Origin of the sequence: Shewanella sp. 5S214, from assembly GCF_041439795.1 — a bacterium.
GTDB lineage: Bacteria > Pseudomonadota > Gammaproteobacteria > Enterobacterales > Shewanellaceae > Shewanella > Shewanella vesiculosa.
This window is the reverse complement of the sequence record NZ_JBGOOV010000035.1, coordinates 22445-47329: the sequence shown is the minus strand read 5'-3', so window position 1 is coordinate 47329 and position 24885 is coordinate 22445. Positions and strand designations below refer to the sequence as shown.

The following is a 24885-nucleotide window of genomic DNA, read 5'->3' as shown; positions in this document are numbered from 1 at the left end:
TCAAAGCAATAAAGGTATTGATTGGGCTACGGAACAAGCACCTGCACATAGGAAACTACACAGGTACAACTATGAAACATGGGTAGGTAGAAACTTAGGGTTACCATCAATGGCTAATGAGCAAAGGTTTATCAGTATATTAAGAATGTATGAAACTTCATTCAAACACAGGAACGTTACCGAGCATGATTTTTGAAGATAAAGATGAACTTTGGAAAGGAAAAGGCGGCTCTCGCAGCCTCTTTAGCTTGTTCATCGACACTCTCATTCAATTCGGCATAGCTTGAGAAACCAAAGCCTTTTGCTGCTTCCTCTGCGGCATTATGAGCTTTTTCAATTGAATTATGTTTCATATATTTAAACCTTATAACCGTATACAGCCCATAATTGCGGGTCTATTTTCAAAGGTTGAACAGTGGCATTAGCAACATCGACAAACGCCCCATGATGCGAAATTTTGGCATAGCGAATTAATTGCCAAATCAATTGTGTCGCTTGTGCTGAAACCGCCCGATTGGAGCCAAAATCTTGTTTGGTTAAGGCTGCTTCGGTACTGCATGAGGGAATATCCTCACTGGCATCATCGATTTGCTTGAGCAATTCTGAATACAAGTCATAGACATTCGGTAATCGTATCCCCGTACTCGATATGTTTCTGTATGCGTGACCTAAGATTATTTGGCCGTCACTTTTCCCATTGCCTACATCAAGCCACAATAAGTCGCTTGCATGTTGAGTGTTGTTAAACACCTCGCCTAATTTAATTCTGAACTCCGCTTTATCGACTGCTGTGATAATCAAATCATAGCCATTGAACGTCATTTTATCGTGGTCGCAGTATTCGTTCATAGCTTTCCAATGCGTCCCACCAAAGTTATTAAATCTATTCACTAACACCTCTGCTTTGAAAGAATTAACATCTCCTGAGTAGAACGCCTGACGGCCTACGTTAAAAATTGAGACGGTATCTCCGTCAACCAGTGTGAGGTTGATATACACAGATTGGTCTGAAATTTGTCTAAGAAGTGAATCCATTTGGAATAGTTCAGTGGCTATCTGACTACCGCTTCCACCTGCCCCAATCAGTAAAATATTAATGGGTTTATTGATTAGTTTTTGAGGTATAAAAAAGTCCATAAAGGTTGCCTTGTGAGTTAAGTTAAAATTAGATTAACTCACGTTAGACAACCCGCAACTGCTATATTAAATAATACAATTAGAGATATTAAGCCCTGAATAATCGAGATTTAATCAACTATTTTTCTGTAACAGTTAGTCTTAATATAGGCCAATTTAACTTTGATTTTTCCCAATATTCTTTACTTTTTTTTATATCTTTTAAAGTGAATGTCAGCCAATACCCTAGCCTCTCATGGATTCGAGGTACATAATGTCCTGCCTCAATAATAGTAATTCTTTTTGTGGTATTAGTGACTGTATTTGCCCAAGAGACATAATTTTCTAGTTTTGTCCTAAATTTTACAATTGTTAATAATGGGGATGTGAGTTTTATTACGCTTAATCTTGGGTTGGTTAACGAATGACTCAGTAATCTTTTGAATGAGCGGTATGCAGGATAAATATTTTTTTTATTTCCCGAAAAATGCATTTCTATTTCTCCTGTCTCTTGTTCGTATTTAAATGACAGCTTAGAACCCGAATCAAATTGAGTTAATGACCAACCTGTTTTATACGCAAAGCAGCTGTAGATAATATTACCAATGTAAGGAATACTCAAAAGACTACATTCTATAGGAAAATCAGCATAGCGGGCGGTTATGTGACCCCATTGAGCAATGATAATGGCGTTCCAAACAACAAATAATGACAACACCCATACGAGGTAAAATACCTTATCTTTAGATTGTGGCATGTCTGAACACTGTAAGATGTATGTTTTCGTTATATAAACATTGGATACGAAAAGTATGATAAAAATGGCGATAACATCATTCTTAATAGCGCTATAAATTAAGAGTGCTATAAAGATGATTTTGACAAACAGCATTAATTTATTTTTCATGTAAACATTGTCCTTTGGCGCCCTCTTATGGACGCCACATATATATTGACTTCAGTCCTGGATGGGAACGACGTGCGGCCAAGAGTTTTGAAGATTGGATGCAAACGAATTAGTTGCGTTGCTCATTAATACCAAATTTCTTTAATAGTGGTGAAGCGGGAAATTGAGCGCAATGAGGTCGTAAATCCTCAATATTGAGTGTTTTGTTAAAACGCGCAATTTTCCAATGTAGGTATGGCAAGTTATGAGCATTATAGGCTTGGCTTCGACCACCAAGCCATTGATAGAGTTGTTCAAGATTATTAAACGTTGCTGAACTTGAAAAACCTAAATCGGGGTGTAACGTGACGCCTTTACATTCATTGCGTAACCGCCGCGGTATCGAGCTAATGAGTTGTCTAAGTGGAGTATTAGGTGTCGATTTCAATTGAGGCACGATAACGATTTGCCAATTAGCAAAGGCTTGTGGGTTTCGCGTTAGGTGATCAACAAGTTTACTCATGCTTTGACCTTTTTCATGCAAGTTTTTAATTGATTTAGCCAACAGAGCGTATGTGTGTGCGAGGGGGGGTCTTGTCCATTCCACGATAGACATATTAGCGTAAACAGGGTGGACTCTTTCTTTACGTGCTAATAATGCTAAGTGGAAAAGCGCTTCTATGAGTTGGTAATTCAAAGACTCATTAGTCCATTGATCTGCAACTTGTCGGTATGCATTGGCTAATTGTAAATACCGAAAGGCCAGATTTGCGACACTAAACTCGGAAATGTGTTCACCAATATCAAGTATATCTTTTTCAATGTTGTCCATAGCCTTAATCATCCTAAAACATCGTTTAATTTAATGCCTACTGGCATGAGTTCAGAAGTCATAATTCGTTTCCCGCTTTTTTCTTTTATTTTATAAAATGCTTCAATATCTACGGGCTTTCTAGTTAACGCATTATGGTTCGGGTGAGTAAATCGAGAATTAAAAAACTCTTTCTCAACCAACTCAATGGTGTCCTGATTAATGGTTTTTGGAAGCGTCATATTGCCAAGGCAAAGCTTTCCGTTTGAATAAAGGTTCATCAATGGGGCGTGGTATAACTTTGTTTTGCGATTGGGACGCTTGTTTGCTGCTAAAGCAAATACGCTCAGTTCAGTCGTTAAATGGCCGTTGGATACACGAAAAATATATAACAGTGGTGGCAGCGTGACTTTCACTTGTCCTTTTGAAAGGTATAAAACACGGCTTTGTCTTGGAGTATGCCACACGAGCATTTTGGCGCTTCTGATAATAATGTGTTCATCGGTAAATGAATTAAACCAATCAGATTGTCCTTTTTCACTTCGGTTTTGAATATCATTGAATGTTTCCGTTACATCATCTATTGAGATAATTTCACCAACGCCTAATCTATCGTTGTTAATGGTATGTCGAGTGATGCACGATAAAGAGCCTGAATGATTTGAGTGAACGACAAGGGCGAGTTTACTATCAATGATTTTTTCATCTGCCACAGTCGATTGAATAAATGCCTCAGTTATCTGTTTGGCTGATCCGATTTCGATTTGCATTGGTTTAATATCCCTGTGATGTACTTTGATACCGTTACAATAAGTCAGTTCACTAATCGCGCAACTCGATAACCGCTAATAGCAAACTTATCATGCAGGTAGAAATTGAGAAATTTTCAAAAAAATCCAATACATTGTCATCACTCAATCTGAGATTTAATGATGCAAATTCATTACCGTTATAAAATCTTTCTGACGCATCTTGAATACAACTTTCTTCTGCTGGTTGGCAAAATGAATAAATTAATTGCTCTGACACATCAACGTCTGATCCAACATCAAAGGGGAATGCGCGAGAGTTTATATTTTTCTCAAAATAGTCGAACAGTGCTTGAACTGGTAATAGCAGTGGGTGAACAGTTGCTAATGTTGCTAATGATTTTTGAACGTCAGCGGTAGGGGTTTTACTTATTTCCGTTATGCTATCTTCTAACTGAGACATACACCAATAGTCGTAAGCACATTCAACCCCATAATCCTCGATAGTTGAAATCATTTCGTCATTCATGTTTAAGTCAATATAAAGTTGTTCCAACTCATATTCACCTTGCTTCTGAGTAATGTATTCCCCAATCAACTCTATATCATTTTCACAGAATAATTCTTCGGTCAGCCAATTGTTGTATCCACTATTTATATCAATAGTGCTGCACTCAAATTGATGCGCCATAACGGTTTGAATCAATTTATAGAACGTATTTTGCAATCGATTATCAAATGCAAACTTGTTCATATTAAATTCGGTGAGATAGGCTTCTGAGAACGTGATCCGAGAGGCAAAAATATTATTGCCATCATCACCAAAGCCAGCATCTTCCTTGGGCAATGACATTGAGAAAGTCATCATTTGTTCTCTATTATTAAGTATGCTGTCATAGTTCGCTAGGAGGGTGCTTTGCGTTTCAGGATCATGTTTAAGAGAGTCTGCTATTAACGCCCTAATAGTGGATTTGTGGGCATCCATCATCGTTGAAACTGTTGTTGTAAACGGTATCCAAAATTGCTCGGCCACTAATTTTGAAACTAAACTGATTTGTAATAACATATCAGGTTCGCTAATAGCCTCAATCACCTGCTCTTGTTTCATCCAGCCACATTTAACCGCATACGCTAACATAGGAGATAACTGACTCACGTTATCGTCAAACAGCTTATAACGAGAGGTAAGGGCGCTTAAATTTGAACCCTCAAGCTTAGGCACATAAGCATTGTTCATGCGGGTATACCAAAGGTTCGATAAACGAGGTGGGTTGATACTCATGGCGATTAATCTCTTGCTACGTGATGACATGACATTAACGCACTCGGCAAAACGCGCCACTCAAAAAAAACGCCCTTATATTTGTATATAGAGGGCGTGTATATTTCGTTTAACCTGATTATCCAATCGGAGGCATATCCTTGGACTGAACATGCTGAGGTGATGTATTAATATTGGAAAGACGGTTAATCAAAATCAGTGAGTATTCATCGGGAGCCGCTTTATAAGCCACTTCCCAACTAGTTAACTGTTTCAGTAAATCGTTCATTGTTACCCCTTAGTTTTGACAGGAATTAATGGGAAATCGTAAACAATTTCGGTTGCTGACTCGTTTAATACGCCATCTTCGATATAAAGTCGGGTATGGCGCAACATGGGGAACTGTTGTGTCAAAATACGTTGAACTTCATCAATGTCGGCTTGTGGGGCTGGATCGTTAATAATTGCAGCACCAATTTTAAATTTTCTAGTTATCGTGTTCATGTTTAACATTGTCATACCCCTTAAAGTGAATCTTCATCATCTAATTCATCAATTAAATCTGCTGCGTCACTTTCAGTCATGTTTGCATCATCAGTTGGTGTGGGTTGTGCTGCAACATTAGAAGTTGAGTGGGTGACGTTTTCAGACAATGAAAACAATTCGTTGGTCAGCATGATTTCAATGTCAGAAAGACTCCCTGTTAACACGATAGGGGTTCGCAATAAGTCGGCTAACTCACCTTTGGCATTCGCGTCAACTTGTGTGGTTAATACCACTCTTACCTTATTAGCGGCTAAAAATTGAATTGATAAGTTGATGCGTTCTGCACCACCGATAGTATTGAGTTGATTAAGTTGAGTTAACATTTAAGCCTCGATAATTTAATTGGTTTTGATAACGATATTGTGCGACAAGTTGGCAAACGGGCAACTGACTACCCGCTTGCCTGTGACGTTATTTAATAAGAGCCAGATATTCATCAGGTGCGAAGTGAGTCCAATCGAATGGAGTCGCTAAGATAGTGTCAATAAACTTGCCTTTACCGCTGTTAGCGGCTTTGGCAAAGCTACCCGCCTTTTTGTTCTCCATTGCTTGATCAAAACCAGCTTTGATACATAACGCTGATAATGAGCCAATGGTGTACTCCGATAAAATGGCCTTGGTTGGAGTCCATTTTTCAATGGCAACCGATCGGGCATTTTCTACAAATCCGATATTGGAAATCATAATGTCGGTCATGCTGACAGTTTGGTCACATTGTTTAGTGGCAAGGTGTTGAGTGACGTTAAGTATTTCAGTTTTTAAATCGTCAAGACTCACACGTAAAGCGGCTTGTATGGTGGCTTCAAAATGAGTCGGTACACCAAGCGTTTCATTTAGCGCCTTATAGCTAGTGCATAGACGTTTTAGGGCGGCATAACTCATGGCTAATTGAAAATGCTCTTGTGGCATTAATAATGATGCGGAGGTTTCTCGCATAATCGCTTTGTTAGTATCAATAACTTTCTTAGGCACAATGCAACTTACAGGCTTATCGGTTTTGGCTGCTGGTTTTGTCGTATCCTTAACTCCGTCCGAGTTAGCATTATCAACATCAATTGGGGTAGCTAATTCAATGGCTGCTTCCTCAACGTCCACAGAGTCAGTCGATAGGGCGTTAACACATTTGTTAAAGCAAATAGCGTCTACACATTGGTTAGGATAAGTTGAGCCTAGAGCGCGGCCTAGTCGGTCATCAATCAATACAACTCGTTTTTGACAAGCAAGGCAACCTGTTGAGAATTGTTCTTCACCAACGGTAACTGCATCGACTGTATTGCGGTCAGAATCCGCGATCTGTTGGACTAACAGGACAGTTCCGTATTGGTCAGCTAATTCAGCTTTTCTTGACTCAAGCCATTCGCCCGTTTTTTCTTTAAAGCAATTAAGGTTTGAACAAGCTGCTTTTTGTTCCTCTATTCCGAACAAGCCTGATTGTGCTGCGCTGTTATGAAGGCAGGTATTACAATTAGTCGTATCAAATTTCGCAAGGCTTAAATATTGTTGTCCTTTCGCTGCACGTTCACGTAAATAAGATACAGTCCATTTTTCAGCAATAATTTTCTTTAACGTGCCTTGTTGGAGTTTGGTTGAAAAAGGCGCGAGTAATAAAGCGTGACCAACAGTGATTGAACCGTCTATAACGCAACCTAATACTTCATCACAACATTTTAGAATTTCAATTCGTTCATTAACTTTTTTAATCGTCCATGCAAGTCGGTCAGCAATGGCTTGACGATCACCATTGTAGAACGCACTTAGTTGTTGAACGGCTTTGCATTCATCAATGAGAGATAGATCTTCTCTATTCAGATTTTCTTCCATTTGATGCTCTAAAGCCTCAGCATCAGAGAGTGGCTTAATCAAAACAGGAATATCATTTAATCCCAATTCTCGGGAGATAGTAAGTCGGCCATAACCAGCAACAACTTCAAAACGATCAGCGGCGGGGCGAACCAAGATAGGCTGAATAACACCACGCAAGCGAATACTCTGTTTTAACTCCGAATATTTTGCCTCGTTGCGTGATCGTCTTGTATTACCAAAGGGGAGGGCATCAATCATATTGACAGGTAACGTAGTGTTGTGGGTTGATAAATGTTGATTCTGTTCCATGTTAATCACCTTGATAATAGTGGTTAGTTCGTTTTGATAGAATGACTTTCTCATAGGTTTTAAAAGGCGCAACCGCTCAATACTGGTGGATTCATTACACCAATATTGAGTGGTTTAACTGAGCGGGGCTGGTTTCAAGTGGAGGTAATAAGTTCAGAAATATTGAGAGTTACAGATAAACGCTCAACAACCGCTTGATATAAAGAATATGAAATATCTTTATAATTTCTGAACAAGACCCATTGGGCGTTTCTATCGGGAACTGCAACGGTTTTCGCGCAAGCAGGCACTATTACTTTGCATAAACTTCGTGATGAAGGTTATGGATTATTGGCCAAATTATCCATTCATATTAGCAATCAAAAATTCCAACTTACGTTAAGCACGTTTTTTATTGTTTATATTTTGAAATAAATTCGTTTTAGGTCAAATACAATGTAATAAATCTCATGTATATCTTTATTTCTTGATGTTTTTCATGAAATGAGGGTGTTTACTTTTGATCCATACAATAATTTTGCTTTTCACGAAAAAGTATCAATGGCACTCTCAATGTCGATAAATGCTATGAAAATTGACACTAGATAGTCATAATTCATAAGTTATGTCTCATTAAGTTAAAATAGTTGACCAAAAACCGTCTAAATCCAAAAATCAATAATCATAAAATATTTGTCTTATTCTTCAGGAATAATTTCAACAATAATGTTTATTAACATTGGTTTATGTGTTTTTTGTGGTTGTCCAAAATCTTGTTCAATATTAATAGAAAACAGGCGTTAAGCATTGTTTTTAGGATAAATGCAAAAAACATTGCTGGTAGCTTCGATATTTGTTGATTGTTTTGTTTTGTTGTTTTAACCTTGCATCATTAAAATATGCTTTAAACTGATTACGGTGGGGATTTATGGATATTTCTAATTTCGTACAAACAGGTGCTTACGCAAGAGAGGCACTACAACGCCTTTCTGATAATGAGGCTAAGCATAAAAAAGAGTTTGGTTATGACGAATTTCATGTCCGTTTTAACAAATCAGCTATTACCCGCCTGTCTGGATTATCTAGAGCCATCGTTGATAAAGCGATGTTTGAAATGGAAGCAGAAGGTTACGTCTTTAGTAAAAAATTAACGGGAACAGTAGAAAGTTATGATCTCACTATTGAGCAGGTAATTGATATATATGCTCACAGAGGCGAACCAAAGTTAAGAGATATTCAAAACGAAGCTGTTGTTCTGTTTCCCGCGAACCTTAAAGGTGGTGTCTCAAAATCACTCATAGCAAGCACAGTCGCACAATCATTACGCACTCATCCCCAACTACTTAAATATGATCAGCGTATTCTGGTTATTGACCTTGACCCGCAAGCATCATCAACAATGATGTTAAATCATCAGTATTCTATTGGCGATGTTGAGTACACAAGTGCTCAAGCTATGCTGCAAAATCTGACTCGTGAAGAGCTATTAAGTGATTTTGTTGTAGAGTCAAAGGTAAAAAATGTTTTCGTTATGCCATCGTCAATAGCAGATGGTTTTATTTCGTCGAACTGGGAAGCATTATGCGCAGAATATCTTCCGGGCCAAAACGTTAACATGGTGCTAAAAGAGAATGTGATAGATAAGTTAAAAGGTGATTTTGATTGGATAATTACTGACACAGGTCCGCATCTTGATGCATTTTTGAAAAACGCTATTGTTGCAGCAGATGTCTTGGCCACTCCTTTACCACCATCACAAGTCGATTTACATTCGACCTTGCAATACATAGGTCGTTTGCCATCCATTATGGAATCGTTAATAAAAAGTGGCGTAACTAAATTACCTGAACACCATTTTTCTTTTATGACTAAGTTTAGTAAAAGTGTTCAAGATAAAGATGCATTGGCGATTGCTAAAGCTGTATTTAGAGAGCAAATGTTAGATTGTAATGTACCAAATTTAATAGCTTATCAGCGTTGCGGCGAGACATTCGATACCGTTATATCTGTAAATCCGAAGGAATATGCCGGAGATTCAAAATCTTTAAAAACAGCGAAAGATGCAATTGATGATTTCGCTTTATCAGTATTCCAGCATGTCCAATTATATTTGAGAGCGAATTAATTATGGAAGTCAAACCCCCCCGAAAAGCTCCGATTGGTAGAAGTATCGGAGAGTTATCACCATTTTCTAGCAATTCACAGCAGGCTGTTTCTTACGAATATACCTTACACAATGGGCGTAAGGTTATGTTTCAGAAAGTCATCGTTCCTGCAGATCAAGTTGAAACGTTAACGTTTGCTCACGACATGAATAAGCGCATTGCAGCTGATTTAACGCGCGCTTCATTGTCGTTGTTAATCAATTCGATTGCGCGTCAACAATACCAGCCTGTTATTGCTCAGAGGATCAAAGGGAAATATGCGGCCTTAGACGGAACTCGTAGACGTCAGGCGGCTATTTTTGCAGGAGTTGGCCTTGAAATTTTATTCTGTGATGAAGAGTTAACGCCGGCAGAGGTCAAAGCGTTATCTAAAGAGCTACAGACAGCTAAAGAGCACTCAATTAGAGACAATGGTAGAGTTTTTGCTACTTTGCTCAGTGATGATCCAATGAAAACTCAAGCAGAGATTGCGGAACTAGAGGGCTTCACGCAAGGCTATGTATCAAAAGCATTGCAGGCGTGGGAAATTCCCCAAGAAATCATTAATCTATTTGAATTCCCAAGTGATCTGACGTTCAGTCAATTTGCGGAAATTTCAAAAATTATAAAAGTCATCATTGGTAAAAAAATTCCCTTGGAAGAAATCATTCTATTAACAGAAGTGAAGCCTGGAACATCAAATGATGAGGTTATTGATTTTATTCGGGAAGCAGCGGAAATAAACAAGGTTGTGAAAGTTACTGCTAAACCTAAAAAGTTTCTTGAGTTAAATGCTAAGAAATGGGCAAACAGTAAGCGGGTAAAAGATAAAACGACGATAACGCTAAACCGAGCTACCTCGGAAGAGTATGCATTGATTGAAGCGTACATAGTGAAAGTAATGAAAGGTACAAAAGAGTCATAATAAAATAGAACGACGAACATGCTCAACCGCCAAGTAGCTCATGTTCGTCGCCAACTAACAGGATTAATTTACGGAGAAAAATCATGTCAATTGCGACAATGCTATCAGTTGCTGAATCGATTGCAAAGGGGCAGAAAGTGAAAATGCCGGCTATGCGGTTCTCAGATTGGGCTCTATTTTGTAGATGTTTGCACGAGGCGAAGCTTGCCAATCAGTAGATAACCCAAAAAGCAGTTAAAAGAACTGCTTTTTTATTCATTAAAAATCTATTTAAAAATGCAATTTTGAATACAGGATATCGTTTGATGGTGTAACCATCCCTTATATCGATCATATTTTAAGAGAGTTTTCCTTATTTAACCGCTCATACAATTTGGGTGGTAAATCATTCAGTGATTCATGTGGCCGATCATAATTATATTCTTCAAGCACAGATGCTATTGCTTATGCTGAAAGTGTTGACTATGACAATGAACAAGCGTTATCAGTTTGCTTTGATACCCAACAAGGCAATTACTGGGAAAGCGCACAAGTGACATTCAACGAATTAGAGTGGTTCGTTGACGACTTAGGAATGGGAGGTCAATCAGCTAAAGGAGACCTGTGCGTTTATATTAAAGTTTGATAATTCTTAATAGTGTTTGATCATTTATGCCCCATTGTGCTTTACGCACTATTGTTAACAACATTACAATATCTAATGATAGGCACTGAGTAGTATCTGGTTAGCCGACAAAACACTGGCTAATTCTACTTGAACACTAGGTGATTACACTCTTATAAGAATAAGACGTAAAACTGGTAAACCCCTAAAAAACTAGATACTTCATAGAGTTAACTTTTCTTATTTTTCACAAGTATTTTATATACCTCATCAGCACCATATACGACCAGTGATAGGTAAATGGCTCCAGAGATGTAGTCAACAGTTCCAGAGACTGCAATAATAAAGTTAGCCAAAGAACCTAAGGTAAATAGAACCCACAGTGGCTTTTGTGCTTTTTCTGGCGCTAAAATAGCGACAAGTAAAAATGGAATTCCTGTGAGTAATCCTAGATAGTGCCCTCTGATTATCTCCCTTATACTCATTATTAAAATACCAATAAACCATCCCCATTCTGGTGGTTCCCTAAAGATTTTTGTCATGTAAACCCGCTAATTGTTTCCTGTAATGCCGAGAGGATATATCCAATACCTGAATAAAACGTGTCCAAAACTGCTAATTTGGTATTCGAAAATTTTCAGAGAGATTTTAATTGTGTTGTAAGTACAACTAAATTGAACTTAAAGAAAAATGTAAAAAATACATAATCAAACTGCTACTAGTTCATTAATCCATCAACCTGATGCTGATAATGATGTCTGTAGTTTGAGCCCAAAAGGTATCAGGAGATTCGATAATGTCGATGTATTTAGTGTCAGGGTCTGGGGTGAGATCTTGGTTAAGCAAGTGAATAAATAGCGCATCCCAAGCGGCAAAGTATGCGGTTAGGTTGCTAACTGTAACTTTGCCACACAGATAATTCCCGGCTGGTAAGTTTTGTGTTAATACAGTAGAAGATTCTAAATCGGGTATTAAAGTCGTCTCAGAAGTCATACCTAAACGGGTACTTAGCCCTGCTATATGACTAAAGTAACCCACTTCAAATTCCGTGATGTCGATTTGACTTTCTTGCATGCTCATTTTCATTAGTGTCACCATGCTGCAAGAGTTATCTTTGGGTTTCATTTTCCGCCACACTCTGTCTTGCTCTACCATACTTGTAGTCGCTAGCGCCCGAGTTATTAAGGGGCGGCTCGGAAAATACAGCACTTTAAATTCAATCTTGGCAGCCAATAATTCTTCAAGACATTGATTTTCTTGTATTGGCTGGCCTAGCTTTCGCATTAATGCTTCAAATAACGTGAGATCGTTTTGCTTATGCCTAATCGCTTTAGCGCCTAACCCTAAAGTGCGCTTCAGTGCTTTAGCAAGGGCCTGAGATGATGAAAACCCCGCTTCTTGGGCTATGTCTGTGATGGTAAATTCTGGCTCGCTCACCAGTAAGGTCACCGCCCACTGCAACCTTTGGCGGTTAATGTATTGCCCTGGTGTTTCATTAAATACTAGCTTAAACATGCGGTGAAAATGGTGGGCCGAGATAACACTGTCTTGTGCTATCTGCTCCCAGGTCATGTTATTTCCGTCATAAACTAAGCTGTCCATCGCTTTTAGCGCCAACATAAATCTCTGCTGCCACTTTTTAGGCAATGCCGAAACCAGCTGCTGCTCAGGCTGCAAATTGTGCAGTGTCAGTGGTGTATCTGCTGTCATAAAATGCTCATTATGTTGATGCTTATCGCTAATCATTGCGACGGTAACCTTAGGTTAAATTCGCATCTGCAGTACTCTCTAGTGGCAGTTTTCCTTGCCTATCCTGTGCTTGGTCAACCTGACTTGATTGAACTTTTTTATGCCGCCCTATTAAGAGTAATACAGGCACCAATATTAAGGTAATTGGCGTTGCTAATAATTCACCAAAGACTAACGACACGGCTGCAGGTTTTAAATACTGTGCTTGTTCTGATGTTTCCAGCATTAAGGGCAATAGACCGCACACTGTAGTCACTGTGGTTAAAAATATCGCCCTTAAGCGGCTTCGCCCCGCTTCCAGCACCGCCGCTTTAGCTGCCATGCCCGCCTCTAGGTTTTGGTTAAAGCGCGTCATTAGCACCAAGGAGTCATTAATGACTATGCCAGTCATCGCCATCATGCCAAATAATGACAAGATGCTCACAGGTAAATCCATTAATCCATGACCTAAAATAGCACCAGCAAAGCCAAAGGGGATCACCGCCATGATCACTAAGGGCTGCCAATAAGACTGCAGCGGAATAGCAAGTAGAGCGAAAATCATCAGTAATGTCAGTAACATGGCCTTTTTAAAGCCACTTTGCACTTCTGCCAATTCTTGAAACTCGCCAGCGGCGCGAATTTTCACCTGAGGATACGCTTGGCTTAGTGCTGCAATGCCTGGCTCCATCGTACTAAGCACGGCTTCCGGGGAGCTTACACTGCGGTCCTGCCGCCAATACAGGCTCACCACTTGATCGCGATTTAAGCGGTAAAGCACTTGGCTTTCTTGGCTTGTGGTTTGCTTGACCACATCACCAAGGGGCACATACTGACCATTAGCCACCTGAATAGGCGTATCAAGCAATTGAGCCATACTGCTGCGCAAGTTTTTTGGGTAGCGAATAAGCAGACGCACCTCTTCCCCTTGCTGCATTAAGCGCTGTAACTCTAATTCACCAAAGGCGCCGCCAATAAGCTCTGCTAATTGCGCTTGGGTGATCCCCAGCTGCTTGCCGTACTCATTAAGCACAAATTGCACTTGCCTGCGTCCGCCTTGATTAGTGTCATAAATGTCATTGACCCCAGCCTGACTGGCAAGTAATTGCTTAAGTTTAGTGGTGACTTCTTTGGCTAATTCACTGGTGGGCGCGCTAATCGTTAGCGCAGTGCCGCCGGCCATTTCTTCGCTGGCAGTAAAACGCTGAGCGTAACTTCCCTCAAGCTTACCTACCTCTTGCTGCCAAGCGTTAAGCATTTCATTGCTCGGTAAGCGGCTTAAGGCCTGATAGGATAACTCGGCCACCACCTCAATTGAGTGGCTTTCGTCATTAGAAATCAAGCGTCTCACAATTGGGGCTTCTTCAAGCTGATAGCGTTCCATTATTGTTTTCTGGGCTTTTTCTAACCCTAGCTCAAGCTTAGTGGCATTGCTTAAGGTCAGTGCCAGCGGCGCATCGTGTTTCATGATGACTTTACTGCTTAAAAATCGGCTCGGCACCTCAGGGAAAAACGCGCTTTTTATCGCCCCTGCGGTTAACAAACCATAGGCAAGCAAGGCAATGCTTGCGAACACTATAACGCTAAGGCGTTTGTGATCTAACGCCTTAGCCAATAACGGCTGATAAACGCTTTGGTTGATCTTATCAAGGCCACCAAGGCAAAACAGCCTTAGGCGAGTCAGGGGTTTAAAGCCTGCTTGGTTTTGTTTCATGTTGGTCAAATGATTTGGCAAAATAAACTTACTCTCAATTAGCGAGAAAATCAGCGCTAAAATCACCACAGCAGAAAACCCTGCAAGGGTGCGAGCCAGCTCGTTTTCAATCCACATCATAGGGCTAAATGCCGCAATCGTGGTTAGCCCCCCAAAGGTGGTGGCGGTAGCGACTCTATTAACGCCAATTTCTGCCGCCAATTTAGGGCACGCTATCTCTTGCTGGGCTTCATGTATGCTCTCGCCCACAACAACCGCATCATCCACCAACACCCCTAGCACTAAGATAAGCCCGAACAAGGTAATGTCATTGATTGTGTAACCTAAAGGCCCCATAAGCCAAATCGTGCCCGCAAGGGAGATAGGTATGCCTAAAGCAACCCAAAAGGCCAAGCGCACATTCAAAAATAGCCCTAATAACACCACTACTATTAATAGACCTTGCCATGCATTGGTGCCAAGCAATGACAGCTGATCTTTAATGTAAGGCGCCATATCGGCCATGATATCTAGCTCGATATTATCGGGCAGGGTTTGGTTCAGCTCGCTAATAACCTCTGCCGCCGCTTGGCTGACATCCAAGAGGTTATCTTTCTTACTGGTTGATATTAATAGTGCAATTGCCGGCTTTCCTTGGTATCTCACTAGGCTGTCATTTTCTTCATATGCCCGCTTGATGCGCGCAATATCCCCCAAGAGCACCTGAGTATTGGCCGTGACCACTATAGGCATGGCTGCAAGCTTGGGTAAGGTGTCTGAGTTGTTGTCACCCTTTAGCAAAATATTGCCTTGCGCGGTTTTAAGCATTCCACTGCGATATTCAAGTGAACGCGCCTGAATTTGCTCGGCTAATTGCCCTATTGTGAGTTTGTGCTTTTGCAGTGCTTGGGGGTCTGGCTCGATAACCAGCTCAGCGCCCAATTTTCCAAGCTCTGATACCTGTGAAATCAGCGGATGGCGCTTTAATGCCAAACTTGTCATCGCCGCAGCTTGCTGCATAACGGTTTCGGTTACGTCACCATAAAGCATCACGTAGGCCGCTAAGTTAGTGTATTCATCTAAGGTTATTTGCGGTCTTTGGGCTTTTATGGGAAAACCGACAATGGCATCCACTTGGTTGCGAATGTTTTCCATCAGGCGATTAAGATCTATGCCTGTGGTTTTTTTAACGGTTATTTGCGCCATGCCTTGGGACGACTGGCTGGATATTTTACCTATACCCGCAATGCCGCTAATCGCAGCTTCAACGCGCTGGGTTACGCCCTCATCTACTTGGGCTGGGCTGGCTCCGGGATAGATAACCGTGATAGTTAATTGACTGCTGGGTATTTGCGGAAAGCTTTCTACCCTTATGGTATCTAAGGATAAAATTCCCGCTGCCATCAGCAAAAACATCAGTAAATTAGCCGCGATTTTATGGTGAATGAACCAGCTCGTTAACCAACTCATTATTTAGCCTCACTGTGAGTGGCAAGTTGAACACTTATAGTCTTACCATCAAGATCGACCAGCTCAGGGCGAATGCTCTGGCCTTGAATAAGGTACGACATAGGGTAGCGCACCAGCGTTAACTCTGATGATGCCTGTTCGGCACTCACGGTTTCGCGGCTCGGCAAGCTAAACCACACATGAGTGTCATCTTGCGCCAGCACTTTCACTTGATTTAGATGCAGTTTTTCGCTGTCATCCACCAGCCATATGCCACCATCTTGGGTCAATGCCGACGCTGGCGCTTTAAAACTATGCTCTATCTCGGAGCCTAAAATCGTTAGCGCAACTTGTTGTTCAGGCAAGAGTCCTGAGTCTTTATAGGGTCCATCTAATGTCATCAACAAGGTGTATTGGCGGGTGACCGGATCGCGAATAGGCTCTAAGTATCTCAGCTTTATAGGTAGCTGCTGGCCATTAACTAATGTAATAAAGGCGTTTAAGGGCTTATTTTCTGTGGCGCCAATCAAGACTGTGCTTAAGTACTCCCACGCCGATTGTGACAAAGACACTTGAATGTCTAACACTTCCGCTGCGGCTATGATCAGTAGCGTTTCACCTGCTTGCACTTTTTGCCCCGGCGTCACTAAGCGCTGTAACACTAGTGCATCAAAAGGCGCACGAATATGGGTATCGGCCAATCTTTTTTGTGCATATGCAAGCTGACTTTTCGCCGCATGGACCTCCGCAGTAGCCAAGGCAATTTGCGGCTCGAAGCGGGCAAAAGCAGTATTAAGCTTACCGCCAATTTGCAAGGCGACCTGCTGCTCGTAGCGGGTTTTAACCAGCTCAAGCTCACTACTGGCGACGCGGCTTAAGGCACTATCCACTTCGGCTTGATAAGCCTGTGACGCTAAGCTTATTAACACTTGGCCTTTTCTTAATCTTGTGCCTGGGTCGAGCTCAGCCGCAAGTTCGACTACATTGCCCTCTACCGCGCTTACAAGCTTAGTTTGCCAGCGAGACTGAGTGACGCCCACAAGGTTGATAGGCGCACTAAAAGTTTGGACCTTAGCCTTAACCACAGAGATTAGCGGCGGCGTGAACTTAGCCTGAGTCACAGGTTTATCTTCATCAAAAGACAACACCACTAACAGCAGGGCTAAGCTGAGCCCCCCGATGGCCAACATCACACTTTTTGACTTAACGATATTTTTTATCATGGCGTTACATTCACTACTTTTAATTAAAATGAGTTACGACTCGCTAAACCTAATGAAAGGCTTTCGCCGTCCACATCTTGGTTTAAGCGAGTGGATATTTCACTGAGGCGAGTCCAGCTTTGAAGCCCCATTGGCAAGGCTAATGCCGCCTCGGCGAACTCCCAGGAATAAGTAATAATGGTAAATAGCATACCAGCTGAGATACTTTCCAAGCTGACGCTAATCCAGAGGTTATGGCAAATAAACAGGGTGATAAGCCCAAAGATAGCGCCGTATACCCAAGCTTCCATGTCGGATAGCTTAACTTGCCAATCTTTAAGCCTATGAAGGTGTCGATGAAACGCCCCATGCTGGCGCGCTTGAACGTGTTTATCTGAGCTAAGCAGGGCTACCTGACGCTCCATTTGCGAATTAAGACAACGATTGTAATCGTAGAAATACCTGTGCCCTAAGCTGTATACCAGCATCATGGTGACCACTAAACCCAAAGCCGCCCAGCCTAATAACCAATGAAGACTGGCAAGCACTATGGCAGAGGCCAAAATTTGAATGCTGGCGGAAAATATTTCAGGTAATTGCACTTCAAGAAAAGCGATGAGCTCATTGGCAAGGCCTTGGCGCGTATTACGCACAGACACAGGCAGACCATGCAAGCGCTGCTCGACTTTTTTACCAAGCTCAAGTTTAATCGCCCCGTAGGCGCGGGTGTCATACATGCGCCGCCCCACTGCCAGCACAGTAAGCACCGTCATGGCCCCACCCAGTAAAAACAGCGCCTGAGTCTGTTTATCCAACAAGCCATCGATTGCCAGACCAATTAACAGCGGCATCAAAGCCATTAAGGCATTTTCAAGCAATAGCAGTAACCAAGTGATGCTAACGGGTCCTTTAAAGTCCACAACCAAACGCCATAAGGTCAGTTTTCCTTTAAGTTTCATGATCTATCTCTGCACAATTCAATGACTGGAGGATAAAGAATAAGCAATCTAGAAACGTGTCCCAGATTGCTTTATTGGCGAAAGCTTACAACCTAATGCTGCAAATAAGGCGCAGACATAACAAAGCAACAGGAAAAAGTAGAAATGAGTAACTAGTTAGAAAAATTTAGTGGCTAAGAGAGTCTGGCCACTTGCTTAGAAGTTTTCTGTACGAAATCTTATCTGAAGTAATATGAGCAGAAGTGATTTTCTCGCTTACTGGTGTCCAGGTATGTATTAGAGTGATCGCTCTAAGCCATTTCTGTCCAGAAATGAGCCTAGGCGGGTAAAGTATTTATGCCCCAAAGCCATTTAGCGAATAAACCTATAAACATATCGGTGGATCACTTTTTCCATATATTTTCTCATGTGAAAGGTTGCCATCTCTGTATCAGTGAAACGAAATCTAAATTGTCTTTTTACTGGAAATCCAGATATGCATTTATTCTAATAATTAAATTTTTTTCACCGACTAAACTTAGTAAGGGCAATCTTGTTGTTACTAAGGAGGTGCGTTATGTTGACGCAAACAGGCCACTCAACAGGACAGAAAAAACCATTCAAACTGGAAGATATCTGGAGAATTAGGACAAGATTAGAAATTGAAAAAAATATTAAAGAGCTCGCTTTGTTAAATCTAGCGATAGATTGTAAGTTACGCTCTTGTGATTTACTTAGAATGAAAGTTAGAGATATTAGCAGTGGTGGCGTTATCCATACACGTGTCATTTACAGGCAGAGTAAAACTGACCGCGACGTTCAATTTGAAATCACTTCTCGAACAGCCCAATCTCTGTCTAAATGGATTAATGAAAAGGTACTTACCCCAACAGATTATATATTTCCAAGTCCTAGAAAGAGCGGCTATCCAATGAGTCACAGCTACTACTCTAGTTTATTCATCGATGGGCAAGAGAGTTAGGGTATGACGAATACCGTTATGGCACTCACTCCATGAGAAGAACCAAGGCAACATTAATTTATGTAAAAACTAAAAATATACGAGCAGTACAGTTACTACTTGGCCACGTTAAGTTAGATAATACCATCCGCTATTTGGGTGTAGAGTTAGAAGACGCTTTAAATATTTCAGAGGATACTGATTCATAAAAGTAACTTGTGTAAATTTGTAAAAACAAGTATTTTAATTTCGTAAAAACAAGTTTTTAATGTATCAAATAAAACTATTTATAAGAAGTATTCAGGCATGGCAAAGACTGGTAATGAAAAATTAGTGGATTCACTTAGAGAAGCGGCGACGATAAGAGCTGGAAATATCGTCAATAGTCGGAACCTTAAACCAACGTCGCGAACGCTTTTGGTCAGCGAAGGTTATCTAAAACCAATTATTCGTGGATGGTACCTGTTCGACGCCGACGTCTCAGTGGTGAAAACAGGAGAATCCGCTTTATGGTATCAATCAATTTGGCAGTTTATTGGACAATATTTAAATGAGTCATACGGTGATGACTACTGGCTAAATCCCGAGGCTTCTATAGATATCCACACTGCCAACAATTCTTTGCCAAGACAATTGGTCGTGTTTACTAGTCAAGGAAAGACAAGGAACATTCTTTTACCGAATGATATGAGTTTGATGGTCATTAAAACCTCAGAAAAGCCGACTGAAATTATGGAACTTAATGGCGTGCAGGTTCTAAAGCTAGAGTTTGCACTCGCAGGTCTAGCACCAAGTATATATCGTTCAAACCCGCTGGCCGTACAAATTGCACTCGGTCAATCTGATGTTAATACTGTGGCAAGTAGTTTGCTTATTACTAAAAATGTTCAATCGGCTAACCGCTTGGTTGGAGCCTACCTAGAAATTGGGCGTAAAGCTGATTCTCGAAATCTGACAAGTATGATTGATGCTGTTGGTTTAGGTCCGCTTAAAGGTGTGAATCCATTTGAAATACCAGTGGTTAAGATTGGTAATAAACGTCAAGAATCAGCGGCAGCAGTACGTGTAAAATTACTTTGGCAAAAGCTCCGTGGCGATGTTGAAGCAATATTTAACGACCATGTTGTTTTTGATTTTTTTCAACGATCACTTGATGATTTACTTGATTCTGTGGATAAGGTATACGTTTCTGATGCTTATCACTCTCTATCAATTGAAGGGTATGTTGTTACGGAAGATCTGATTAATCGTGTCGCGAGCGGAAAGTGGGATGTCAATCAAATTGAATCGGACAAACAACAAAAGGACGCACTGGCTGCAAGAGGTTACTATGAAGCGTTTCAAGCGCTACGTGGGTTGATTAAAGAGGCGCATGATGAAGGTGCCACTAATTTGGATCTTGCCTATTTGCTTGATGTCAGCATCACGCAGATATATACATCGTTATTTAAGCCTTGTGTTAGTGCCGGTATCATTAAAGATCAAGATTTAGCTGGCTATCGTAAAGGCCCAATCATGATCAGAACATCAAGGCATATGCCACCACAGAGCGAGCAGCTTATGGACTGCATGGCAGCCTTAAAAGATCTCATTGTGAATGAACCTAATTTTGCAATTAAAGCTGTACTTGGGCATTTCTTTTTGGGTTATATTCATCCCTTCCCGGATGGAAATGGCAGGACGAGTCGATTTTTGATGAATTTTATGTTTCTGCTAGGTGGTTATAATTGGGTAGTAGTACCCGTTACAGAACGCACAACCTACCTTGGTGGATTAGAACAAGCATCGATTGATGGTAACGTTATTCCATTTGCTAAGTTTATACATAAAATCATGCCAGTTTAAGCATATTTAAATTAGAGTCGGTAAAGAATAACAGGCTCGGCGCTGTCCACCGTTAAGTCAGTTGTTCATAATTGACTCAACGTTGCCCCAAAGTTAGCTAGCCTTCAAATGAAAGTGGTTACATTTTATATTCTGGCAGAATGGGTATTGGGGGATGTGTTTGAAGGTCTCATCTTCATTGCTACATACCGCCCAAATTCTATGAGCGGTTAAATCAGGAAAAATCTCTTAAAATATGATCGATATAAGGGATGGTTACACTTGCAGCTGCATCTACACTAGATGATTTACGAGAAGGTTATCTCTTCGATTTAACCATTAGCGAATTCGTTACGACCCCTTTGTTAACGATTGAATCATTAGACTAATACATTCTAGTCCCTGCTTCTATCTCTTCACTCTCCAGTGTGCTCTTTCTTTAAGAGAGCTGTGCCACAAATGAACCAGTTAATTGTGTGCAAGCCATAGGCTTCCTCACAAATTAGTTTTCAACTCTCACTAGATATCAGAATATACTCGAGCATGTTCCTGCAAGGTCGATAGCCAAGTAGATAGTGAGTTTGAACGCCTAGGAATAGTGTCACGATTAAGCCCGTTAACGCACTCTCTAATGAATGCTTCGGCAGAAGAAGGGTCTAATTCAGCAAGACTATCAACTTTAGCCCATTTCATCCATGCCCAACCAAAATCACTAGATTCCATTCGCTCAGCCAGATATTGGTATTTAGCTACCATGGAGGCTTTTTTACATAGTACACGACCTGGTGATGAAACTGTTTTATTCTTATTTAAAAGCCCTAAACACCAAGCTGCATTCACATAGTAACTAACCTGACGTTCAGAATTAATTCCTTCAATGTCCTCATGCTTAAGCTTCTTACCGTCTAATCTTAGCTGCACGACCTCAATAACTCGATCTGTTGTGGCATAGTGAATTTGGCCGTTGATTTGCAGTTGAACGAACTAATTTTTCTTTTTAACAAGGAGTTCATGTTGCAAGAGTTGGTCGAGCGGTTTTGCGTTGCTTTAATCGATGAGTTGAATGAAGCTGAATACTTAAATCCTGAGCTAAGTTCTTTTCCTCATGGCTCTTGCGAAGCTATTAGCCAGATGGTTGCGCTATATTTGGACTCTAAAGGAGTTGAAGAAGTCGTATTTACTCGAAATCGAGCAATTATATCGGGTAGAAATAGTGTTCACTATTGGGTGCTCGTCGGTTCTGAGGTAATCATTGACCTAACCGCGGAGCAATTTGATGAATTTAAGGGTAGCTGCATACGACTAGTCACTGACTCTCCATTTCATAGTCAATTTGAGCAGCTTAGTTTTAGTCGACCAAATTTGGGTAGTTTGGTACGCCCAGGAATTGGTGCCAACAATATTATTTTCTATAAAAGGTTGTTATCTCGGCTCGGGAGCGTATAAGGCTTTGAAAAAGGGAGCAATTATAACGGCGTTATGGTACATAGGGAAATTATGAGTCAATTTGATATTCTTGAAGCGTTTAAAAAAGAATTATGGGATCTAGAGAATCATTGGTATTTGTTTTTAGATCTATATGGACATAAACATAAAGAGCGTCGACGTGAAGTTCTTTTTCCGTCACATCCTTTGTTATTTGATATCGTTAAGTTGAGATTGCATGATCACGTACTGTTGATCATTTCTCGGTTATTAGATCCTGAAAAAACATGTGGTAAACACAATCTAAGCTTGAAAACACTTATCACAACCTACAAGCCATTTTCGTTGGAGGTATCAGAGATTATTGATCGAACCCAATCAGATATCTCAGCTAATTTTACAAAAATAAAAACTCACCGCAATAAACGCATTTCCCACAACGATCTGACAAACAAGTTAAACTTCGATTTGCCGACGATACCAATAAAAGAAATTGAACTAATCATTGATAGTTTAGAATTGGTGTTTAATACGATCTCAATCGACAAGGGAAATCGTAGCCATGAGTTTTTTCCTAGAAACCTAGATGATAATTATAAGGCAGGGCACCTATTGGACATTTTGGAGGCAGGGCGAAAAGCTCTTGGTCTAGATGTACGTTGAAATGTACCATACAAACGCTTAAGAGGGACAGCCAACGCGTGGCATTTTTGCTATACGTTGGTTTTTGTGATTGCGGTGTTGTTCAGAAGCTTAGTAGTAGCGTTGTCCGCCCCTTTAGCGGGTGTTAACCCATAGAAATTTTAATCCGAAACCAACGAATTAGAGCAAAAAACCTAACAAGGTTCTGTCCCAATGCCACTAACTATAATCGTGATGACCAAGCACCCAAAAAGGAGGTCATCATGGTCATATTAAACCGTGGGCAACGAAGTGGTGTCAAAAAGCCTTTTCGTCTTGAAAAAATTTGGCGAATTCGTACCAGACTTGAGATTGAGAGCAACTTGATGCAGTTAGCACTGCTCAATTTGGCAATTGATAGCAAACTTAGGGCGAGCGACATACCCTATACAGTAAACTTTTAGTATTGCGAATATTTCGAATGTTGACTTTTTCGAATATTTCGGATAATGTTGTGATATACAGATTTGTATAGTCTAAATTTGAAACTAGAGAGAAATACGATGAATACTGCTACAAAATTGCCAAGCGCTGAAGAAATTGCACTGGCTAAGCTTGGTAGCCAAGAGTTGTCAGCCGTTATGGAAACCAATGGCGAAGCTCAAAGGATTAATGTTATCGATAAGTCTGGTAAGACTCACGAAGTCATGATCCCATCAAGTGCATTAAACATGATGATTGAGGTGCTTACTCAATTAGGTCAGGGTAACTCTGTTAGCATTACACCTATTCATGCTGAACTCACAACGCAAGAAGGTGCTGACATGCTAAATATGTCTCGCCCTACATTTATTAAGCTCTTAGATTCTAAGGAGATTATTTTTAGTCGCACTGGTAACCGTAGGAAGGTGGCCTATGCTGATCTTATGGAATACAAGAGCCGTTTAGAAGAAAACAGACTAGCTGCTCTTGCTGAACTATCCGCATTAGATCAAGAAATAGATATGGGATATTAATGACATCATACACGGTAATTTTAGACGCATGTGTTATGTATCCAGCTCCACTTCGCAGTTACCTAATGTATTTGTCCAACACAGGGCTATTCAGAGCACGATGGACAGAGCAAATACATGATGAATGGATCCGTAATCTTCTCCGGAACAACCCAGATACCGATCCTGTGCGGCTAGAAAGAACCAAGCAGTTAATGAACGCTCATGTACCTGACTGCTTGGTTGAAGGTTATCAACCATTGATTAATGGGTTAACCTTACCAGACGTAGATGATAGGCACGTTGTTGCTGCTGCTATTAAAGGACAAGCGGAGTCTATCATTACCTTCAATCTAAAAGACTTCCCTGCAATGGAGCTTGATCCGCTAGGTCTTTCTGCAATACATCCAGATGAGTTCTTATGTGATATGTTTGAGTTAGATAGCAGTGCTTGCGTCAAGGCTGCCCAGCAACAACGAGGTTCGTTGAAAAGGCCACCAATGAGTCAAGACGAGTTTTTAGCTTGCTTGCAAAAGCAGAAACTTCCAAGCTTTGTCTCAAAGTTAAAGAACTTTAAGCTTATGCTTTAAATAGAAATCGTTTTGTAATAAAGATCGCCAAGCGCGTTTTAATCCAACAAGTTCAGAATCGCTTAGTGATCACACGAAATGAAAAGTGGTTGAGACACACTTTTGTGCAAAAGTGCTTCAGTGTTTATCGATGTATGCGTTATGCATGTTCAGCAAGAAATTTTGCATATAATGAATCTAACACTTCAGAGCAGAGGTGAATGATTTTGTCCAATTCCAGTCACTAGCGGCACCGCTTCATAAGGTGCCGTTTTGCTATCTGGAAGTGGGAAATGTAGATGTCGCCCGAAGTTCGTAAAACGTTTATGTCCAGAAATGAGCCTAGA

General features: G+C 40.7%; 23 protein-coding genes and 2 pseudogenes. 9 read left to right on the top strand and 16 right to left on the bottom strand.

The window, feature by feature from the left end:
- Positions 1–176: 176 nt before the first annotated feature.
- The 10 genes from ACED29_RS18805 to ACED29_RS18760 form a co-directional block, all read right to left on the bottom strand.
- Positions 177–353, bottom strand: coding sequence for a hypothetical protein (locus tag ACED29_RS18805; RefSeq protein ID WP_371698392.1), 177 nt, complete (start codon positions 351–353; stop codon positions 177–179).
- Between the two features lie 4 nt (positions 354–357).
- The gene (locus ACED29_RS18800) at positions 358–1137 is read right to left on the bottom strand and encodes a PRTRC system ThiF family protein (RefSeq protein WP_371698390.1); all 780 of its coding nucleotides are present in this window, start codon (positions 1135–1137) and stop codon (positions 358–360) included.
- A gap of 118 nt (positions 1138–1255) precedes the next feature.
- Positions 1256–2023: a hypothetical protein gene (locus ACED29_RS18795; protein ID WP_347690999.1), complete on the bottom strand. Its 768-nt coding sequence runs from the start codon at positions 2021–2023 to the stop codon at positions 1256–1258.
- 109 nt (positions 2024–2132) lie between these two features.
- Positions 2133–2834 carry a hypothetical protein gene (locus ACED29_RS18790; RefSeq protein WP_371698389.1) on the bottom strand — a complete coding sequence of 234 codons (702 nt, stop codon included), beginning with the start codon at positions 2832–2834 and terminating at the stop codon, positions 2133–2135.
- 8 nt (positions 2835–2842) lie between these two features.
- Positions 2843–3583 carry a PRTRC system protein B gene (locus ACED29_RS18785; RefSeq protein ID WP_347691002.1) on the bottom strand — a complete coding sequence of 247 codons (741 nt, stop codon included), beginning with the start codon at positions 3581–3583 and terminating at the stop codon, positions 2843–2845.
- Positions 3584–3635: 52 nt separating this feature from the next.
- A complete protein-coding gene (locus ACED29_RS18780; RefSeq protein WP_371698387.1) occupies positions 3636–4670 on the bottom strand; it encodes a hypothetical protein in 1035 nt (344 codons plus the stop codon).
- A 292-nt stretch (positions 4671–4962) separates the two neighbouring features.
- On the bottom strand, positions 4963–5112 hold the full coding sequence (locus ACED29_RS18775; RefSeq protein ID WP_182741270.1) for a hypothetical protein: 150 nt from the start codon (positions 5110–5112) through the stop codon (positions 4963–4965).
- A gap of 2 nt (positions 5113–5114) precedes the next feature.
- Positions 5115–5336, bottom strand: coding sequence for a hypothetical protein (locus ACED29_RS18770; protein WP_182741269.1), 222 nt, complete (start codon positions 5334–5336; stop codon positions 5115–5117).
- Positions 5337–5347: 11 nt separating this feature from the next.
- A complete protein-coding gene (locus ACED29_RS18765; protein ID WP_371698386.1) occupies positions 5348–5692 on the bottom strand; it encodes a hypothetical protein in 345 nt (114 codons plus the stop codon).
- Between the two features lie 88 nt (positions 5693–5780).
- A complete protein-coding gene (locus ACED29_RS18760; RefSeq protein WP_371698384.1) occupies positions 5781–7481 on the bottom strand; it encodes a PRTRC system ParB family protein in 1701 nt (566 codons plus the stop codon).
- Between the two features lie 907 nt (positions 7482–8388).
- Between ACED29_RS18760 and ACED29_RS18755 the strand changes: the two genes are divergently transcribed.
- Entirely contained in the window at positions 8389–9585 is a 1197-nt protein-coding gene (locus ACED29_RS18755) for an AAA family ATPase (RefSeq protein ID WP_182741266.1), read from the top strand.
- A gap of 2 nt (positions 9586–9587) precedes the next feature.
- Positions 9588–10529, top strand: coding sequence for a ParB/RepB/Spo0J family partition protein (locus ACED29_RS18750; RefSeq protein ID WP_182741265.1), 942 nt, complete (start codon positions 9588–9590; stop codon positions 10527–10529).
- Between the two features lie 834 nt (positions 10530–11363).
- Here ACED29_RS18750 and ACED29_RS18745 read toward each other — a convergent pair.
- The 5 genes from ACED29_RS18745 to ACED29_RS18725 form a co-directional block, all read right to left on the bottom strand.
- Positions 11364–11675 (bottom strand): hypothetical protein, encoded by a 312-nt coding sequence (locus ACED29_RS18745; protein ID WP_371698381.1) that lies wholly within the window; start codon positions 11673–11675, stop codon positions 11364–11366.
- 184 nt (positions 11676–11859) lie between these two features.
- Positions 11860–12843: a helix-turn-helix transcriptional regulator gene (locus ACED29_RS18740; protein WP_371698379.1), complete on the bottom strand. Its 984-nt coding sequence runs from the start codon at positions 12841–12843 to the stop codon at positions 11860–11862.
- 49 nt (positions 12844–12892) lie between these two features.
- Entirely contained in the window at positions 12893–16024 is a 3132-nt protein-coding gene (locus ACED29_RS18735) for an efflux RND transporter permease subunit (RefSeq protein WP_371698377.1), read from the bottom strand.
- Positions 16024–17226 (bottom strand): efflux RND transporter periplasmic adaptor subunit, encoded by a 1203-nt coding sequence (locus ACED29_RS18730; protein WP_371698375.1) that lies wholly within the window; start codon positions 17224–17226, stop codon positions 16024–16026. Before ACED29_RS18730 ends, ACED29_RS18735 begins: the two co-directional genes overlap by 1 nt.
- 23 nt (positions 17227–17249) lie before the next feature.
- Positions 17250–18164, bottom strand: coding sequence for an ABC transporter six-transmembrane domain-containing protein (locus ACED29_RS18725; RefSeq protein ID WP_371698373.1), 915 nt, complete (start codon positions 18162–18164; stop codon positions 17250–17252).
- 556 nt (positions 18165–18720) lie between these two features.
- On the opposite strand from ACED29_RS18725, the pseudogene ACED29_RS18720 reads away from it, so the two are divergent.
- Both ACED29_RS18720 and ACED29_RS18715 read left to right on the top strand, forming a co-directional pair.
- Positions 18721–19313, top strand: a pseudogene (locus ACED29_RS18720) (tyrosine-type recombinase/integrase).
- A gap of 97 nt (positions 19314–19410) precedes the next feature.
- Positions 19411–20949: a Fic family protein gene (locus ACED29_RS18715; RefSeq protein WP_371698371.1), complete on the top strand. Its 1539-nt coding sequence runs from the start codon at positions 19411–19413 to the stop codon at positions 20947–20949.
- Positions 20950–21447: 498 nt separating this feature from the next.
- Here the strand turns inward: ACED29_RS18715 and ACED29_RS18710 are convergent, their stop codons facing one another.
- Positions 21448–21849, bottom strand: coding sequence for a hypothetical protein (locus ACED29_RS18710; protein WP_347691052.1), 402 nt, complete (start codon positions 21847–21849; stop codon positions 21448–21450).
- Between the two features lie 90 nt (positions 21850–21939).
- Between ACED29_RS18710 and ACED29_RS18705 the strand changes: the two genes are divergently transcribed.
- The 5 genes and pseudogenes from ACED29_RS18705 to ACED29_RS18685 all read left to right on the top strand — a co-directional run bounded on the left by ACED29_RS18705 (position 21940) and on the right by ACED29_RS18685 (position 24559).
- Positions 21940–22374, top strand: a complete 435-nt coding sequence (locus ACED29_RS18705; protein ID WP_347691051.1) for a hypothetical protein — start codon at positions 21940–21942, stop codon at positions 22372–22374.
- A 51-nt stretch (positions 22375–22425) separates the two neighbouring features.
- Positions 22426–23016: a hypothetical protein gene (locus ACED29_RS18700; protein ID WP_347691050.1), complete on the top strand. Its 591-nt coding sequence runs from the start codon at positions 22426–22428 to the stop codon at positions 23014–23016.
- 242 nt (positions 23017–23258) lie between these two features.
- Positions 23259–23417, top strand: a pseudogene (locus ACED29_RS18695) (integrase); the annotation flags it as partial.
- Between the two features lie 120 nt (positions 23418–23537).
- Complete coding sequence (locus tag ACED29_RS18690; protein ID WP_347691049.1) at positions 23538–23990, top strand: helix-turn-helix domain-containing protein; 453 nt, start codon at positions 23538–23540, stop codon at positions 23988–23990.
- The gene (locus tag ACED29_RS18685; RefSeq protein ID WP_347691048.1) at positions 23990–24559 is read left to right on the top strand and encodes a PIN domain-containing protein; all 570 of its coding nucleotides are present in this window, start codon (positions 23990–23992) and stop codon (positions 24557–24559) included. The genes ACED29_RS18690 and ACED29_RS18685 overlap by 1 nt, the downstream gene beginning before the upstream one ends.
- Positions 24560–24885: the final 326 nt, after the last annotated feature.

What these genes read in the sequence shown, in the direction of transcription:
- ACED29_RS18805 (WP_371698392.1), bottom strand. Translation starts at nt 353, where the DNA reads ATGAAACATAATTCAATTGAAAAAGCTCATAATGCCGCAGAGGAAGCA.
- ACED29_RS18800 (WP_371698390.1), bottom strand. Translation starts at nt 1,137, where the DNA reads ATGGACTTTTTTATACCTCAAAAACTAATCAATAAACCCATTAATATT.
- ACED29_RS18795 (WP_347690999.1), bottom strand. Translation starts at nt 2,023, where the DNA reads ATGAAAAATAAATTAATGCTGTTTGTCAAAATCATCTTTATAGCACTC.
- ACED29_RS18790 (WP_371698389.1), bottom strand. Translation starts at nt 2,834, where the DNA reads ATGGACAACATTGAAAAAGATATACTTGATATTGGTGAACACATTTCC.
- ACED29_RS18785 (WP_347691002.1), bottom strand. Translation starts at nt 3,583, where the DNA reads ATGCAAATCGAAATCGGATCAGCCAAACAGATAACTGAGGCATTTATT.
- ACED29_RS18780 (WP_371698387.1), bottom strand. Translation starts at nt 4,670, where the DNA reads ATGAAACAAGAGCAGGTGATTGAGGCTATTAGCGAACCTGATATGTTA.
- ACED29_RS18775 (WP_182741270.1), bottom strand. Translation starts at nt 5,112, where the DNA reads ATGAACGATTTACTGAAACAGTTAACTAGTTGGGAAGTGGCTTATAAA.
- ACED29_RS18770 (WP_182741269.1), bottom strand. Translation starts at nt 5,336, where the DNA reads ATGTTAAACATGAACACGATAACTAGAAAATTTAAAATTGGTGCTGCA.
- ACED29_RS18765 (WP_371698386.1), bottom strand. Translation starts at nt 5,692, where the DNA reads ATGTTAACTCAACTTAATCAACTCAATACTATCGGTGGTGCAGAACGC.
- ACED29_RS18760 (WP_371698384.1), bottom strand. Translation starts at nt 7,481, where the DNA reads ATGGAACAGAATCAACATTTATCAACCCACAACACTACGTTACCTGTC.
- ACED29_RS18755 (WP_182741266.1), top strand. Translation starts at nt 8,389, where the DNA reads ATGGATATTTCTAATTTCGTACAAACAGGTGCTTACGCAAGAGAGGCA.
- ACED29_RS18750 (WP_182741265.1), top strand. Translation starts at nt 9,588, where the DNA reads ATGGAAGTCAAACCCCCCCGAAAAGCTCCGATTGGTAGAAGTATCGGA.
- ACED29_RS18745 (WP_371698381.1), bottom strand. Translation starts at nt 11,675, where the DNA reads ATGACAAAAATCTTTAGGGAACCACCAGAATGGGGATGGTTTATTGGT.
- ACED29_RS18740 (WP_371698379.1), bottom strand. Translation starts at nt 12,843, where the DNA reads ATGACAGCAGATACACCACTGACACTGCACAATTTGCAGCCTGAGCAG.
- ACED29_RS18735 (WP_371698377.1), bottom strand. Translation starts at nt 16,024, where the DNA reads ATGAGTTGGTTAACGAGCTGGTTCATTCACCATAAAATCGCGGCTAAT.
- ACED29_RS18730 (WP_371698375.1), bottom strand. Translation starts at nt 17,226, where the DNA reads ATGATAAAAAATATCGTTAAGTCAAAAAGTGTGATGTTGGCCATCGGG.
- ACED29_RS18725 (WP_371698373.1), bottom strand. Translation starts at nt 18,164, where the DNA reads ATGAAACTTAAAGGAAAACTGACCTTATGGCGTTTGGTTGTGGACTTT.
- ACED29_RS18715 (WP_371698371.1), top strand. Translation starts at nt 19,411, where the DNA reads ATGGCAAAGACTGGTAATGAAAAATTAGTGGATTCACTTAGAGAAGCG.
- ACED29_RS18705 (WP_347691051.1), top strand. Translation starts at nt 21,940, where the DNA reads ATGTTGCAAGAGTTGGTCGAGCGGTTTTGCGTTGCTTTAATCGATGAG.
- ACED29_RS18700 (WP_347691050.1), top strand. Translation starts at nt 22,426, where the DNA reads ATGAGTCAATTTGATATTCTTGAAGCGTTTAAAAAAGAATTATGGGAT.
- ACED29_RS18690 (WP_347691049.1), top strand. Translation starts at nt 23,538, where the DNA reads ATGAATACTGCTACAAAATTGCCAAGCGCTGAAGAAATTGCACTGGCT.
- ACED29_RS18685 (WP_347691048.1), top strand. Translation starts at nt 23,990, where the DNA reads ATGACATCATACACGGTAATTTTAGACGCATGTGTTATGTATCCAGCT.